This window comes from Pectobacterium wasabiae CFBP 3304 (genome assembly GCF_001742185.1).
Taxonomy (GTDB): Bacteria; Pseudomonadota; Gammaproteobacteria; order Enterobacterales; family Enterobacteriaceae; genus Pectobacterium; species Pectobacterium wasabiae.
This window is the reverse complement of record NZ_CP015750.1, coordinates 1,586,053-1,601,568: the sequence shown is the minus strand read 5'-3', so window position 1 is coordinate 1,601,568 and position 15,516 is coordinate 1,586,053. Positions and strand designations below refer to the sequence as shown.

At 46.4% G+C, this 15,516-nt stretch carries 14 protein-coding genes and 2 pseudogenes; 6 read left to right on the top strand and 10 right to left on the bottom strand.

What is annotated here, in order from left to right; translation table 11 throughout:
- Positions 1 to 3: 3 nt before the first annotated feature.
- From A7983_RS07155 to A7983_RS07135, 5 genes are all read right to left on the bottom strand, one after another.
- Entirely contained in the window at positions 4 to 486 is a 483-nt protein-coding gene (locus tag A7983_RS07155) for a hypothetical protein (protein ID WP_005976784.1), read from the bottom strand.
- Complete coding sequence (locus A7983_RS07150; RefSeq protein WP_005976786.1) at positions 480 to 1,187, bottom strand: hypothetical protein; 708 nt, start codon at positions 1,185 to 1,187, stop codon at positions 480 to 482. The genes A7983_RS07155 and A7983_RS07150 overlap by 7 nt, the downstream gene beginning before the upstream one ends.
- A gap of 165 nt (positions 1,188 to 1,352) precedes the next feature.
- Positions 1,353 to 1,622: a DUF7660 family protein gene (locus tag A7983_RS07145; protein WP_005976788.1), complete on the bottom strand. Its 270-nt coding sequence runs from the start codon at positions 1,620 to 1,622 to the stop codon at positions 1,353 to 1,355.
- Positions 1,623 to 1,739: 117 nt separating this feature from the next.
- The gene (locus tag A7983_RS07140) at positions 1,740 to 2,279 is read right to left on the bottom strand and encodes a hypothetical protein (RefSeq protein WP_005976790.1); all 540 of its coding nucleotides are present in this window, start codon (positions 2,277 to 2,279) and stop codon (positions 1,740 to 1,742) included.
- A gap of 101 nt (positions 2,280 to 2,380) precedes the next feature.
- Positions 2,381 to 2,752 carry a hypothetical protein gene (locus A7983_RS07135; RefSeq protein WP_005976792.1) on the bottom strand — a complete coding sequence of 124 codons (372 nt, stop codon included), beginning with the start codon at positions 2,750 to 2,752 and terminating at the stop codon, positions 2,381 to 2,383.
- An 82-nt stretch (positions 2,753 to 2,834) separates the two neighbouring features.
- On the opposite strand from A7983_RS07135, the gene A7983_RS23855 reads away from it, so the two are divergent.
- Entirely contained in the window at positions 2,835 to 2,978 is a 144-nt protein-coding gene (locus A7983_RS23855; protein WP_156107313.1) for a hypothetical protein, read from the top strand.
- An 11-nt stretch (positions 2,979 to 2,989) separates the two neighbouring features.
- Here A7983_RS23855 and A7983_RS07130 read toward each other — a convergent pair whose 3' ends face one another.
- Positions 2,990 to 3,508 carry an Hcp family type VI secretion system effector gene (locus A7983_RS07130; RefSeq protein ID WP_005976796.1) on the bottom strand — a complete coding sequence of 173 codons (519 nt, stop codon included), beginning with the start codon at positions 3,506 to 3,508 and terminating at the stop codon, positions 2,990 to 2,992.
- 508 nt (positions 3,509 to 4,016) lie between these two features.
- Positions 4,017 to 5,267 (bottom strand): valine--pyruvate transaminase, encoded by a 1,251-nt coding sequence (locus tag A7983_RS07125; RefSeq protein WP_005976352.1) that lies wholly within the window; start codon positions 5,265 to 5,267, stop codon positions 4,017 to 4,019.
- A gap of 392 nt (positions 5,268 to 5,659) precedes the next feature.
- On the opposite strand from A7983_RS07125, the gene A7983_RS07120 reads away from it, so the two are divergent.
- Both A7983_RS07120 and A7983_RS24125 read left to right on the top strand, forming a co-directional pair.
- Positions 5,660 to 6,868, top strand: a complete 1,209-nt coding sequence (locus A7983_RS07120; RefSeq protein WP_005976355.1) for an aldose 1-epimerase family protein — start codon at positions 5,660 to 5,662, stop codon at positions 6,866 to 6,868.
- Between the two features lie 9 nt (positions 6,869 to 6,877).
- Positions 6,878 to 7,087 (top strand): hypothetical protein, encoded by a 210-nt coding sequence (locus A7983_RS24125; protein ID WP_005976357.1) that lies wholly within the window; start codon positions 6,878 to 6,880, stop codon positions 7,085 to 7,087.
- Here the strand turns inward: A7983_RS24125 and A7983_RS07115 are convergent.
- A pseudogene (locus A7983_RS07115) lies at positions 6,993 to 8,437 on the bottom strand (tagaturonate reductase). The gene A7983_RS24125 and the pseudogene A7983_RS07115 overlap by 95 nt on opposite strands.
- Before the next feature lie 13 nt (positions 8,438 to 8,450).
- The gene (locus A7983_RS07110; protein ID WP_005976361.1) at positions 8,451 to 9,473 is read right to left on the bottom strand and encodes a zinc-binding alcohol dehydrogenase family protein; all 1,023 of its coding nucleotides are present in this window, start codon (positions 9,471 to 9,473) and stop codon (positions 8,451 to 8,453) included.
- A 140-nt stretch (positions 9,474 to 9,613) separates the two neighbouring features.
- Here A7983_RS07110 and A7983_RS07105 point away from each other — a divergent pair, with 140 nt between their 5' ends.
- From A7983_RS07105 to ggt, 3 genes and pseudogenes are all read left to right on the top strand, one after another.
- Positions 9,614 to 10,528 carry a GntR family transcriptional regulator gene (locus tag A7983_RS07105; protein ID WP_005976362.1) on the top strand — a complete coding sequence of 305 codons (915 nt, stop codon included), beginning with the start codon at positions 9,614 to 9,616 and terminating at the stop codon, positions 10,526 to 10,528.
- Between the two features lie 330 nt (positions 10,529 to 10,858).
- Positions 10,859 to 12,090, top strand: a pseudogene (locus A7983_RS07100) (MFS transporter).
- A 263-nt stretch (positions 12,091 to 12,353) separates the two neighbouring features.
- Positions 12,354 to 14,132: a gamma-glutamyltransferase gene (ggt, locus tag A7983_RS07095; RefSeq protein ID WP_005976367.1), complete on the top strand. Its 1,779-nt coding sequence runs from the start codon at positions 12,354 to 12,356 to the stop codon at positions 14,130 to 14,132.
- Positions 14,133 to 14,237: 105 nt separating this feature from the next.
- Here the strand turns inward: ggt and A7983_RS07090 are convergent, their stop codons facing one another.
- Positions 14,238 to 15,263 (bottom strand): hypothetical protein, encoded by a 1,026-nt coding sequence (locus tag A7983_RS07090; RefSeq protein ID WP_005976369.1) that lies wholly within the window; start codon positions 15,261 to 15,263, stop codon positions 14,238 to 14,240.
- Positions 15,264 to 15,516 lie beyond the last annotated feature (253 nt).

The window sequence follows — 15,516 nt, the reverse complement described above, 5'->3', positions numbered from 1 at the left end:
TATCTATTTTTTGTTGAAAACATCCTCGTTGCAGATTGTAATGTTTTCAGAAAGCAGATCAATAACAACATAAAAATTAGATGTTGATTTAAAATAAAGGCTGTTATTTTTCTTGATTATCTCTATGAATGGATTAGATGTTGTTGAGTAAATAATCATTTTAATGTTATTGTTTATATCTGTTTTGACAATAAACCCTTCATTGCCCATTTCTCCTTCACCACACAGGAAAATACTTTTTTCATTCACCACTAATCTATTATTTATCTGAATTTCTGACCATATTTCATCGTGTTCGCTAATAATTTTACTGAGTGTTGACGTTTTTCCATATGATATAGAATATTCTTTTTTAAAAGAATGTAATAACGAATTATCCTCAATGAAACTTATATCTATATGTTGCACCGCTCCTGATTCAAAAATGACTAAATCCAGACCTGGCAATTTATTTTCAAGCCACTTTATTTTCAGTTCATCTACCATGTTGTATCTGTCTCTATATCATAAAATATATCTTTAATGTTTTTTATAAAATCAAGTATTTGCAATACTCTTACATCATCATATTGATGGTCGTAGCAGTCTTTCTCCAATTGGTTCATCATTGATAAATAATGGTTATCCATATGATCCATTGCGTCGTAGGCTTCTTGATTGCAAAAATAAAACATTTTTAGTAAAAGATGTTTGAATTTTTCATCATCAAATGATTTTTCATATCCATCAATATGGCTAGTAGCATTAGTCAATAAGAAACCTTGATATGTAAGATCTTCATCTAGAAAAAAATAGAGTTCATCCGATATCAATACTTTATAAAAGATTAGTGAGGTAGTAGAGGTAACAAGTAATTCATCATTTTTAATAAAGTAAGTCGCTTCGTTTTGTATTGAAACATTAGATGAGAAATCATGAACGCAGTCAGATAGGTTAATGCTAGAAAGAGAGTTGATGTCAATACTGGGATTATCGAATGATTCTTTTAAAACCGATGGAATGGTTAGTAATAAAAATGAAGTTTGACCGGTGATCTTATCTGATAAAAACCAATCTAACGAGTCCATTTCACTAAAGTTACTACTGCCAAAATTTTTTCTGATATCTCTCTCTAATGCATAAATGTCAGCATACTGACTCTTCATAGAAATATTGAAGCCAGAAAGATCCCAAAGAATCGATTTCACTTATTATCTCCCAAGCTTTACAGGTTTTGTAGGAAGTAGAAATCTACCGTCTGATTTTGGTCTATACCCCGTTGCATCGCGCCATCTGTAATTGATAAGCTAGGATCACACTGACTCATCCTTACTGCCCCGTGAGCACCTCTTGTGCCAGAAGAGGCTATCAAATTATTCATACACTTTTGCAGCTTGCAATACGTCAGCCAAGCCGGCCCAATCAATATTAGGTTCTGGCCTATTCATGTTTGTATAAAATCCATCCATATCTTCAATCCAGGATGCCATCGCCTCTAAATAACGTGGAAGATCATTGTTTTGCCATTCATTGGGGTTTTCTCTTACGTCATTGGCCAAGAAATTGATCAACTTTACAATGTCTTCTTTATTTCTCACTGGAGATTTAGTTAAATCTATCGGTGGATGAAAATCATCTTTCATATCAACTCACTATAGTTTTTTATGCCATTTTAACATAATATTTTAACCGAGTGTATTCGTGGTTATTTCCCTCGTTAGCTTGCTACCTGCCTGAAACTAAAATTATTTAGAATATAATTATCTGTTAATTTTTTTATAGATATTAGCCTCGTAACAATATGTGAAACCGTCAACTTCTTCATCCGGTTTTTCGGCAGATAAAATAGTAATGGTAGAAATTGATCCCGCAACCCATAGTTTAAATACCTTCTGTTGCTCACATACATAAATAAATTTTTTATCAAAATCAAAGTACTCTATTCTGAGAAAATCCAATCCTTCTTGATCAAGCAGTCTGTCATCGGCATCAAAAATAATAGATTTTTTGTCGGAATAATAACCTCTATATAGTATATTGTTTGTTTTCGCAGAGTGAATAACCAGATAACCCTTCTTTGTTATGCCATCAGGGAGGATGATCTCAAACCCAGTGTTATAAAGATTGGATCCTGAAGGGGAATAGGAAGGATTGTATTGGTAGTCTTCATAATTAAGTACGCTAGATATTCTTTTATTATCTATCGAAAAAACACGAAATGCACCCGCCATTTTAAGTTCATTGGCGTTTACATAATTAGTAACGCTCATGCATAACAGCAGCAGAAAAGAACGTATCATCTTACTCTCTCTTTCTAGGGGCGTAAATATTAAAATAATAAATTAATGAGGTTGAAAATTGCCTTTCCTTTGTTGGCACGAATATTTATACAAAATAATAATTACATCGATAAGATATCATCAATGCAGTCGAGTATCTCTGAGGAAGCCGTTGTCTGTAAATCTTCCCTCCACTGCTTTATTTTATTTAAATTTAGCGACAATCCTATATTGGATTGATATATATAGATATCACACATTGTACTAATTGCATCGAATTTAGTATTATTATCATTGCTCTGATTAAATACGTTAAATAATAAATCCCATAAGACTTGGATAGTATCACTATCAGCAATAACTTCTCTTTTATAAGGAGATGAAAAAAGATCCCCAACTCCACCAATTAATTCATTTATGCTTGGGTCATTATTGTTCAAGGCATTATTAATTTCTTTTGTTCGGTTATTTATAAAAACATTTCCAGCATGCACTCTATTTTACCTTAGGGAAATTGTAGGCTGATTTATAGAGATATTAACATCATTTATGAGAAGAGGACTCTTCAGCGCCGACATGGCTACCGCACGCACCGGATCTCCCCAGAGCGGCATGTCGCTATCCTGCTTACTGCAATACCCGTCACTGCAATACCTGAGTGGGGGTCTGCGTCTGCCCACACCGCTTTCAGGCAAAAACCCGGCACGGTGGCCGGGTTGAAGACAGAGCGATTAAGCTTCAACCGGCACACGCCAGTCGTCGGAGCCTGAGGTCCCGGCGACAGTGTGCTCCCAGTCGATTTTACGGTAAGCCAGCGAGACTTCAATCAGTTGGGTGTAGTCCAGCTTAGCCGGGTCCTGACAGTGTGGCATTTTGCAGTCGATATCCACGATGGTGGCATCGGTCAGGATGGTAGAGAAGAAGTGTTCCTGCTTGCCTTCCACCGAGGTGCGATACCACTTCAGGGTTGTGGTCGGCAGCATTTCACCAGTAGACAGCGCGTTGTACAGCAGCGGCACCGCTTTGTTCAGTGCGACGGTGAATTTAAACGGCTTGTGTACGCGTTGACCGGATGGCTGGCCGGACTGCGGGTCGGTTGGTACGGTGACGATGTGCTTGAATTCCTGAACCAGCATTTCGTCTTCGTGGCCTTCCACGTAGATGTTGCCGACAGAGTCAGAGGTGAAAGCACCCGCAGTAATGTTGCCCTGAGTTTTTCCTTCGATGCTGATATAGCATGGAGTTGGCATGGTATTGATCCTTGTTGTTGAACGGAATTAGTGACTTCACGTTCTGTATAGCAATCTGCATGCCAATTTTTATCTTGTTGTTTTTGCTAGTAAATTACTTAAGTCATATTTTCCTTAAGCCAAATTTGAGCAAGAAGTTGCGCAGACCTCGCGAAAAAACGGCATCCATTGCGCAAACAGTGATTTCCACCAAAAAGTGAGCAAGAAGTTGCGCAGAATGCGCAGTGATGCTGAAAGTTTTCCTTAAGATTGTGAGATCCCCATCTCTTTTAAATGAATTAACTATTAATCAGATGAAAATAAAAGTTTTTATCGATTTAGTGTGAGAAAAATAATCATCGTTATCAATTATTAGCTACCAGCAGAGAGGGAGGACAAAGAGAGGGAGTGTTTGGCTTTGGCAGTGCCATCGTGGATGGACGAAAGCGGGTGGCAAAACAAAAATGGTGGGGCAGTTGTTCCTTTGCCCCAATCGTGTTCAGCGTAATGGAGATCTGTCAGCGGCGAATTAGCCTTCCTGTATCGCCTTTTCGACTTCTTCCGCCAGAATCGCAATACCACGTTCGATTTTTTCCGGCTCCGGCACATAGTTCATGCGCATGCACTGATGAGCGTGTGGCCATTCCTGCTCCAGACCGGGGAAGAAATAGTGACCCGGCACCATGAGGACTCCGCGTTTTTTCAGGCGCTGGTACAGCACTTCCGTCGTGATAGGTAACTCTTTGAACCACAGCCATAGGAAGATCGCGCCTTCCGGTTTATGAATCAGGCACTGTTCGGGCGACAGGTAGCGGCGAATAATTGCGATGGTTTCCGTCACGCGCTGCTGGTAGAACGGGCGTATGACGTCATTAGATAAGCGCAGCAGATCGCCACGCTGAATCATCTCATGCGCCAGCGCGGGGCCGACTGCACCTGGAGACAAACTAATGATGCCGTTCATGTTGCCGATCGCTGAAATCACCTTTTCATCCGCAATCACGATACCGCAGCGCGATCCGGGCAGCCCCAGCTTGGATAGGCTCATGCACAGGATGATATTTGGGTTCCACAGCGGCGTGGCATCGCTAAAAATGATGCCGGGGAAAGGCACGCCATAGGCGTTATCAATCAGCAGGGGAACCTTGTGCTGCTGCGCCAGAATATCCAGACGCATCAGTTCATCGTCGGTCAGCACGTTACCGGTCGGGTTGGTCGGGCGGGATACGCAAACTAGCCCGATATCATCGGTAATCGACAGATGATCAAAATCGACGTGATATTTAAATTGTCCTTCAGGCAACAGTTCGATCTGTGGCCGAACGGAAACGAACATGTCTTCGTCCAGCCCGGAATCCGAATAGCCGATATATTCCGGCGTCAGCGGAAACAGCACCTTTTTCAGGCTGCCATCGCTGTGGCGACCAGCAAATAGGTTAAATAAGTAGAAAAATGCACTCTGGCTGCCATTTGTCAGCGCAATATTCTGTGGTCCAATCTGCCAGCCTAATTCATTACTCAGGAGTTCGGCCAACGCATTAAGCAGCGTATCCTTACCTTGTGGGCCGTCGTAGTTGCATAGCGCTTCCGTTAGTTTCCCTTGTTCCAGCATATCCTGACATAGCTGTTTGAAGTAGCTATCCATCTCTGGAATGTGCGCCGGATTACCGCCCCCCAGCATGATTGCGCCTGGCGTGCGCAGCCCTTCGTTCAGGTCGTCCATTAATTGGGTTATGCCAGCGTGGCGCGTGAATTTCTTGCCGAAAAGAGAAAAGTTCATAGTTTATTTATCAGTGGTCGTACACAGGTTAGCGGCAACCATAGCGCTTGCGCTAATAGGGTGCAATGTGGTCAAAAAACAATCTCGTAATTTTTTATATCGAAACCAACTTAAATTTCAGGATTAATCTCTGATGCGCAACGAAAGAAGAAATGATTTTTTGGCAGCACGATTTATTTTGCTGAAACGATGTCAGCTTTTCCCGATCAATATCTCAATAATTCTGCAAAAATTGACCCTATTTGCATGTAATAGGTGATGATAATCAGATAAATGACGCGAAAATGCTGAATTTATCCATCTGGTGATAACTATCACATTCTGACCATCCGCTGATTTGTAGTCTTTAGCTCGCATTAGCTAAAACAATTCAGCAGAGAGGGATGGTTAACATGAAAAAATTACTGGCTATGGGCATTACATTGGCGCTGACATCATGGCAATTATCGGCGCAGACGTTTGTGCTGACAGATGCTGAAAGCAGTGTGGAAAAGGGGAATTGGCAAATCAGTAGTGATGCACTGAAGATCAAAAACCAGCGTTTCAGCATTGAACAAAAAGTCCTGCACGGTGGGCGTCAGGAAGGCAGCAAAGTGATTACGATTACCAGTCAGAACGGACTGAAAATTGCTCTCAGTCCAACGCGAGGGATGAACTTACTGCATGTGACGGGAAAAAACATCCGTTTAGGCTGGGATTCGCCGGTTGATGAAGTCGTAAACCCGAATACCATCAATCTGGAAAGTCGTAATGGGCTGGGATGGCTGGAAGGTTTCAATGAGATGATGGTGCGCTGCGGCTTCGAATGGACGGGGCACCCGGTCGTCAGTGATGGCATGATCTATACCTTGCACGGTCGTGCGGGTAACACGCTGGCTTCAAAAGTGGTGGTGGAAGTCAGCGATAACGCGCCGTATACCATTACGGTGCGAGGCCTGCTGAAGGAAAATAGTTTTAAGAAGTCGAATCTGGAAACCTGGACCGAGCTGCGCTATGTTCCCGGCAGTGAGTCGTTTACCGTGCACGATGTGCTGACCAACAAAGCCGACTATCCGCGTGACTACCAAATTATCTACCACAGCAATTTCGGTACGCCGATTCTGGAAGAGGGTGCGCGTTTCATCGCGCCAGTGAAAGAGATCTCTCCATTTAATGACCACGCCAAAGCGGGCCTGGCAACCTGGCAAACTTATAAAGGGCCGACAAAAGACTTTGATGAGATGGTATTCAACATCACGCCATATACCGATTCGCAAGGCAAAACGCTGGCAGCACTGGTAAACAAGGCGGGAGATAAGGGCGTTTCAATTGCTTTTGATACTCATCAGTTGCCGCTGCTGACGCTGTGGAAAAATACGGATACGGAAAAACAGGGCTACGTCACAGGGATCGAGCCAGGTACTAACTACGCTTATCCAGTCACGATTGAACGTGAGCAAGGGCGAGTCAAAAAGCTACAGCCTGGACAGAGCACCACGTTTGAGCTGACATACAGCTTGTTGAGCAGCGCGGATGCGGTACAAAAAACGGAACAGAAAGTGAAAGCCATTCAGGGCGACAACAAAACCACGCTGACGGAAAAACCGATCGCCGTTGAGTAATCGCCATCTATGCCGACCACTGATGTGGTGTTCCGTGCAACCGTAGCGGTGCAGTCGAACGGTTTAGGTATGTATTACCTTGCAAGGGAAAACAGCGCCCGTCGGGCGCTGTTCATCATTATCCTCATCCTCGCGCTTTCACCGCCTGACGCATCCCCTGCGCCAAAATATCGTTCAGATCGGCTGTCACCTGCTCCACTAAACCTGACCGCTGAGTGAGATCCTCCCCCAGTGTGCGGTATCGGCGAGTACCTCGTTAACCAATTCGCGCACGGTCAGATCGGTTCCTACGCGTGGCCATAGCTGGCGGTAGCGGGTGAGCCACTGCTCATCGTCCTGTAAAGGATAATTCTCGCCCGCTCGTTCTCCGCGGTAGAAGGCAATCAGTGCGGCCAAGGCAAACGTCAACCGTACCGGAAAATGCCCGTCGCGATGGCCTGCCAGCAACTGCGGCAGGATACGTGTGCGGAATTTAGTCATGCCATTGAGTGCGATGGAGAGCAACTGATGGCGAATGTAGGGGTTCTGAAAACGTCCGGTGACGGCATCGGCAAATTCACGCAACTCATTCGCCGGCAAATCCAGTACCGGGATGATCTCTTGATGTAGCGTATTTTCTACAAAGCGACGCACATCGGCATCCTGCATGGCTTCACCTACCGTATCCAGCCCGCAGAGCCAGGCAACCGGAACCAGAGCGGTGTGTGCACCATTCAGAATCGCTACTTTACGTTCTTTATACGGCCGGATGTCGTCAACAATGCGGATATTAAGTGGGCATTCTGCAAGTTTCAGTTCATCCGCCAGCCAGTTGGGGCCTTGAATGACAAAGAGATAAAAATGTTCGGCGCTATCCAGAAAGGCATCGTGGTAGCCCAGTTTCTCTTCCAGCGCTGACGATTCTTCACGCGGGTATCCCGTTACGATTCTGTCCACGAGCGTGGAACAGAAGGTATTTGCCGTCTCAAGCCAGTCGATAAATGCCGGTGAGAGTTGCCATTCTTGAGCATAGCGCAGAACCAGAGCTTTAAGCGCCTCACCGTTATAGTCGATCAGTTCGCAGGGAATAATGACCCAGCCTTTATCGCTCTCACCGTTAAAATGCGTAAAGCGTTCCAGCAATAGGCGTGTCAGCTTGGCAGGAAAACTGACCGGCGGCGTATCGTTGACGCTGTCGCCAGCGTGATAGCTGATGCCCGCTTCCGTGGTGTTTGAAAAAACAAAACGAATAGCGGCGTTATGGGCCAGTGCCAGATAATCGGCAAAATGCTGATACGGGTTAATCTCGTTATTGACCGAGCGGATCAGGCGCGCATCGCTGACGGCCTCGCCCTGTTCGTTGAGTCCTCTAATGACCGTGGTGTAAAGCCCATCTTGCGTATTGAGCGACGGCGGAAAATCGGTATTAATGGGGCGTACAATCGTTACGCCCGCCTGAAGATCGGTCTTCTCATTCAGCGCATCCAACTGCCAGTCCACAAAGGCGCGCAGGAAATTGCCTTCACCAAACTGAATCACTTTTGTTGGATAGCATGCGCCGGGAAAGTCTTTCCGATTCAATGTCTTCATGATTATTCCCCTATCAGAATGTGATGACGCCTTTGATCAGCTCACGGTTGTTAATGACATCCTTTTCATAGATGTCAGCCAATGTGGCAAAGGGGTAACGGTGCGTCAGCATCATTTCTGCGGTGAGTTTGCCTTCAGACATCAGACGGCCCACTTTGGCGAAATCTTCCGGTGTGGCGTTACGACTGCCCATCATCGTGGTTTCTTTCTTATGAAACTCAGGGTCGGAGAACTGTAAGTCACCTTTAAACAGACCGACAAACACGATGCTGCCACCGTGACGGATCAGGTTAATGGTGTTGTTCATCGCATGCTGGTTTCCCGTGGCATCAATCACTTTCTCTGCCAATGAACCACCAAATTCGGCACGTAGTTGAGCTTCAAAGTCCTCGGCGGAGGGATCAACGACCGGCAGATTCAGGTTGGCAACGACGTGTTCGCGGCGGGCTGCGCTGGTATCCGCAACCACCACCTGAGCGCCGTCTGCTTTGGCGATGGCCGCTGCGCCGAGGCCGATGGGGCCCGCACCGACGACCAGCACCTGTTCACCACGTAACACTTTCGCCCGGCGAACGGCATGCGCGCTAATGGCGTAGGGTTCGATTAATGCCGCCGCTTGTGGATCGATCCCTTCTGCAAGCAGTACGTTTGTGGCGGGCACCGCCAGATATTCGCTGAATCCGCCATCCTGATGTACACCAATGACTGAGATTTTCTCGCAGCAGTTGGTACGGCCGCTCTTGCAGGCAGGACATTGCTGACAGGCGACGTAGGGAATGACGGCAACCTGTTGGCCTTTTTTAAATTGATGTACATTTTTGCCTGTATCGACAACCTCACCACATATTTCGTGACCTAATACGCGTGGGTAGCTAAAAAAGGGTTGATTTCCTCCCCAGGCATGAATATCTGTTCCACAAATACCCACAGACTTAATTTTAATTAATGTTTCACCCTCACCCGGAATAGGTATTTCACGTTTTTTCCAGACAAGTTTTTTCGGTTCCTGGCAAATCAATGTATTCATTTTTGACATGATTATTCTCTCCTGTTTTTTGTTTTTTCAGATATTGATGAAAAAAAATATTGATGAGAGACAGGAGCTGTAAATTGTGAATGCGGACTCATAAAAATGTTTTAAATCGGTTTTTAATGTATGCAAAAAGGAGATCTCTCATGAGCCGTTCACAAAATTTACGTCACAATGTTATTAATCAGATTATCGACGATATGGCCCGTGGTCATATTCCGTCGCCTCTGCCGTCGCAAAATGCACTGGCGGAGATGTATAACATCAGCCGCACAACGGTGCGTCACATTCTGGTTCATCTGCGCGACTGCGGTGTGCTTACACAGGTTGGCAGCGATTATGTGATTGCCCGAAAACCCGACCACGACGATGGGTTCACCTGCATTACCGCGCCAGTGGATGAGCAAAACCGCATTTTCGAGCAGGCGTTCTTCACCATGATCAACCAGCGTCAGCTCCGTGTCGGTGAAGTCTTCTCAGAGCTACAGCTCGCGCGTGACGCGGGTGTCAGCCCGGTGGTAGTACGCGAGTATCTGTTAAAATTTGGGCGCTACAACCTGATTCAGAACGAAAAACGTGGGCAGTGGAGCATGAAAGAGTTCGATCAGGCATACGCGGAACAGCTATTTGAATTGCGGGAAATGTTGGAGACGCATGCTCTGCAACATTTCCTCAATTTGCCGGACGATGACCCCCGCTGGTTACAGGCCAAAACCTTGCTGGAGCGCCACCGTATGTTACGTGACAGCATTGGTAACAGCTTTCGTATGTTCTCGCAGCTCGACCGTAACTTTCATGCGCTTTTACTTTCTGCTGCCGAAAATGTCTTTTTTGATCAGTCGCTTGAAATCATCTCCGTGATATTTCATTTCCACTACCAGTGGGATGAAAGCGATCTCAAACAGCGCAACATCATCGCGATTGACGAGCACATGACCATCCTCAGCGCGTTGATTTGCCGAAGCGATCTGGATGCCACGCTGGCGCTGCGTAACCATTTGAATTCAGCTAAACAATCGATGATTCGCTCAATTAACCAGGCTGTTCGAACCGACCATTAAAAACCGATTAAAAACCATAAATCATTATCAAGAGCACGGTTTTATCAAAATAAAAACGCCTGAGAAATATCTCTTATCTATGCTCACGAGAAGTCGACTTTATTAATAAAAATTCGTGAGTGGTGATTACGTATTTCATTGCTTTCCGTTTAAAACCACTTTACTCAACCCTGCGCTGAGTAAAGATAAAATTATAATGTCCAGGAGCCAGGCGTGGAAAAAAATAATATAACGCTAGACCCGCGTTCTTCATTTGATACCCGTTCTTCAGCACCACCAGAGGGAATAGTTCAACGCAGTAGTCGAATTAAACGTATTCAAACCACGGCAATGATTTTGCTATTTTTTGCTGCGGTGATTAATTATCTCGACCGAAGTTCGCTTTCGGTGGCTAACTTAACGATTCGTCAGGAATTGGGGCTGAGTGCGACAGAAATCGGTGCATTGCTCTCCGTTTTCTCTCTTGCCTATGGGATTGCGCAACTCCCTTGTGGACCGTTGCTGGATCGTAAAGGCCGCGCATTATGCTGGGCCTTGGGATGTTTTTCTGGTCACTGTTTCAGGCGCTGTCTGGCATGGTACACAGCTTCACCCAGTTCGTACTGGTCCGTATTGGTATGGGAATTGGCGAAGCACCGATGAACCCATGTGGCGTGAAGGTGATCAACGACTGGTTTAACATCAAAGAACGTGGCCGCCCGATGGGGATCTTTAATGCGGCTTCAACGATTGGTGTTGCGATAAGCCCACCCATTCTGGCGGCGATGATGTTAGTCATGGGCTGGCGCGGTATGTTCATTACCATCGGCCTATTCGGCATTTTCCTCGCTATCGGCTGGTATATGTTGTATCGCAACCGTGAGCAGATTGAACTCACCGCTGATGAGCAAACTTACCTGAACGCAGGCAGCGTGAACGCTCGCCGCGATCCGTTGAGTTTTATTGAATGGCGCAGTCTGTTCCGTAACCGCACGATGTGGGGCATGATGCTGGGTTTTAGCGGCATCAACTATACTGCGTGGCTATATTTGGCCTGGCTGCCTGGTTATCTACAAACGGCTTATAATCTGGATTTAAAAAGCACAGGTCTGATGGCCGCGATCCCCTTCCTGTTTGGTGCCGCTGGGATGCTGGTGAACGGCTATGTCACGGATTGGTTAGTGAAAAAGGGAATGGAACCGATCAAGAGCCGTAAAATCTGCATCATTGCTGGTATGTTGTGCTCTGCGGCTTTTACTTTTGTGGTGCCACAGGCGACAACCTCAATCGAAGCGGTGTCACTGATTAGTATGGCGTTGTTTTGCATCCACTTTGCGGGAACATCGTGCTGGGGGCTGATCCATGTTGCCGTTGCGTCGCGTATGACGGCGTCGGTCGGCAGTATCCAAAACTTTGCTAGCTTCATCTGCGCATCATTCGCCCCGATTGTGACCGGCTTTATTGTCGATACCACGAATTCCTTCCGTCTGGCGCTGATCATCTGTGGCTGTGTGACGGTATTGGGCGCGCTGGCCTACGTTTTCCTGGTTCGCCAACCGATTAGCGATCCCCGTAAGGATTGATTCTCCGCCGCCCCGCATCTTTACCCCCTTCCTTCTGCGGGGCGGTTTTTTGTCACGTTGCCTTATGACGGTGCGTATTGATCGTGCCGGGTCGCAAAGGTGGCACGACCTGCTCGCAATTTCTCATGCCTTTCCTACGCTTTTTACTGCTGTTAGCGAGTTCGTTAAGCCGCTGCTGTTTGTTGGCGTGGACTTTGCAAATTAGCTTTGCAAAATGATAGAGATAAAGCAGTCAGTAAAATCAACGGGATAAAGGAGTCTTCATGAAAATAAAAAACACAACATCGGGAAAATGGCTGCTGTCGCTGAGTGTGACGGCGCTGCTGGTGAGTGGAACCGTGCAGGCGGCCTCAGCCCCCGCAGTGGAAGCGAAAAACGGTATGGTGGTCAGCTCGCAATATCTGGCTTCGCAGATTGGCGTCGATATCATGAAAATGGGCGGCAATGCGATTGATGCCGCCGTGGCCGTGGGCTATGCGCAGGCGGTGGTGAACCCCTGTTGTGGCAATATCGGCGGTGGCGGGTTTATGACGCTGCATCTGGCCGATGGGAAAGACACCTTTATCAACTTCCGTGAAACGGCACCTGCGGCGGCCAGTGCCAACATGTATTTGAACGCGGATGGGAGCGTGAAAAAAGACGCGAGCCTGTACGGTTATCTGGCAGCAGGTGTACCGGGGACGGTGCTGGGGCTGGATACCGCGCTGCAAAAATACGGCAAATTGACGCGTGAGCAGGTGATGGCACCGGCGATTAAACTGGCACGTGAAGGTTTTGCACTCACACGTGCGGATACCGATATTTTGGATACCACCATCAAACGCTTCAAGGCCGATCCTGAAGCCGCACGCATCTTCCTACGCCCTGACGGCAGCCCGTTGCAACCGGGTGACAAGCTGCTACAAACCGATCTGGCGAATACGCTGGCGGCGATTTCTGCTAACGGGCCGGATGCCTTCTACAAGGGTACGATCCCACAGGCCGTGGAGAAGGCAGCGAAGCAGGGCGGTGGGATTCTGACGGCGGCTGATTTTGCCGATTATCGCATTACCGAAACGGCACCAGTAACCTGTAACTATCGTGGTTATCAATTTGTCTCTTCACCGCCGCCCAGTTCCGGCGGCGTCACGATGTGTGAAATTCTCAATATTGTCGAAGGTTATGACATTAAATCAGCGGGCTTTAATTCTGCGGCCACCGTTCATGTCCTGACCGAAGCGATGCGCCACGCGTACATGGATCGGAATACCTACCTCGGTGACCCAGCGTTTGTTAGCAATCCTGTCGAACGTTTGCTGAGTAAGGATTACGCTGCTGAAATCCGTAAACAAATCGAACCAGAGAACGCAACGCCGTCCAAAAACGTACAGCCGGGGATTGGCCCGCACGAGCGACCGGAAACCACGCACTACTCCATCGTGGATAATCAGGGTAACGCGGTGTCCACCACGTATACCGTTAACGGGCGTTTTGGTTCGGTGGTGATTGCGCCGGGTACGGGCTTCTTCCTCAATAACGAAATGGATGACTTTACCGTTAAAGTTGGCGAGAAAAACCTGTACGGATTGGTGCAAGGAGAGCGTAATTCGATCGCCCCCGGTAAGCGCCCACTTTCGTCCATGAGCCCGTCATTGGTGACGAAAGACGGAAAAATCTTCATGGTGCTCGGTTCGCCCGGCGGTTCACGCATTATCACCATCACGTTGCAAACGGCGCTAAATATCATCGACCACGGTATGGCACCGCAGGAGGCGGTAGATGCACCGCGTATCCATCACCAGTGGTTGCCGGATGAGGTGTATTACGAACAGCGCGGGCTGTCTGCCGATACGCTGAACCTGCTGAAGCAGCGCGGCTACAAAATGGTAGAGCAGACGCCCTGGGGCGCAACGGAGCTGATTCTGGTTGGTTTACCGGGCGCGGTGGGCGTGACGCCAGCGGATTCCGGCAATGACTCGGCGGTATCGGGCAAAGTCCGTGAAGGTTATCTGTATGGCGCAAATGATATCCGCCGCCCAGCGGGGGCAGCGATAGGGTATTAATGTTAAGGGCTTCGGGGGGGGCGGTTCTCCACCCCCCTGATTTCAGCGAGTTAACGCCCTGCTACGACCAAGTCATCAGAGAAAAGATTTGGCCGCTGATTGCTCTCATTTCTGCAATTCGTAGACTTTGAACGTATTCTCGCTATCGAGACTGATCAGCTTATTTTCTCCAGCACGGCGGAAAATGAAATCACTTCTGCGTTCGATAGCTTCTTTTTCCAGATCGCGTGGAATACGAATCAGGCCATTATCGAGCTTAGCCTTAACCGATGGGCTTCCTTTGATTATCACCGTGCCATTTTTTGTGATAGTAAAATCAACGTCACCACCGCGTGTTGCATAATGACCTACCGGCAAACCAGATACTGATGAGGCAATATCATTTGCTGTGAGCGAACGTAAGTCATCTGCTTTTTGACACACTGAGTCGTCCCACACGCGCGTATTACAAGCCAGTTGCAGTGCGTCTCTTGCGGCAAGATATTGTCCATTATTCCACAATGACCTGGCAGCATTATTACACATTAATTCTGATAGCCCAGACCTGCATGATTCAGTAATGGCTTCGATCCACTCTGGATCTGATTTTAGTGGCATATCGAAATTTTTTGTTTCTTCTGTAATGGTATTTATTTCATTCTGAAAAAAAATACGATTATGCCAAAGTTGGCAGGCTGCATAAAAATTATCTTGGCATAATTCCTTTAGTGTATTCCCATCACTTTCTACTATTAACCAAGAGCACGTGTCTATATTATCCCAACATTCTTTTCCTATTTTACTTTTCGGTATGCCAATATTATCTTTACAGTTTTTTTCTTCTGTTAGGACGTACTCTTCATTAAAGTCGTTAACTTTTTTCTGTTCGAATAATTCATTTATTTCTGGTGGGGTTAAGCTATCAATTGAGATTATGTTAACCTTTCCATTATCCAGGGTATAGCGTGATGTAATGTATTCATCTTTGTATTTTTTTTGCAAAACCTGTGAGTTTATTACATAAGCTTTAACTCCACTGTCATTGGTATAAATTCCACAGGTTAGCCCAGAAGAAGGTTGCGCGAGGGCGGGGAATGCGAAGATAGTTATGGTGAAAAAGAAAAATATGCGTAACTGCATGAATAAAGACATCGTGTTTCACTCCATTGATGTGTGTATTTATTGCCGCAATCGCTTGGCAAGAGCACAAATTATACTCGTATTGCGCTTTCATGACGAGCCTATTTGTTATCTGTGTTTTATTGTTCTATTTGCTATGCTGATTTTTATATTTTGTGAGGAGAGTGAAAGAATGTTTTGGTGAATTATTTGTAATTATTATTCAGTGAAAACTCTTCGTCATAGTTTCCAATGTAATATTTGATCAGCCATCCATTCTCAGTGT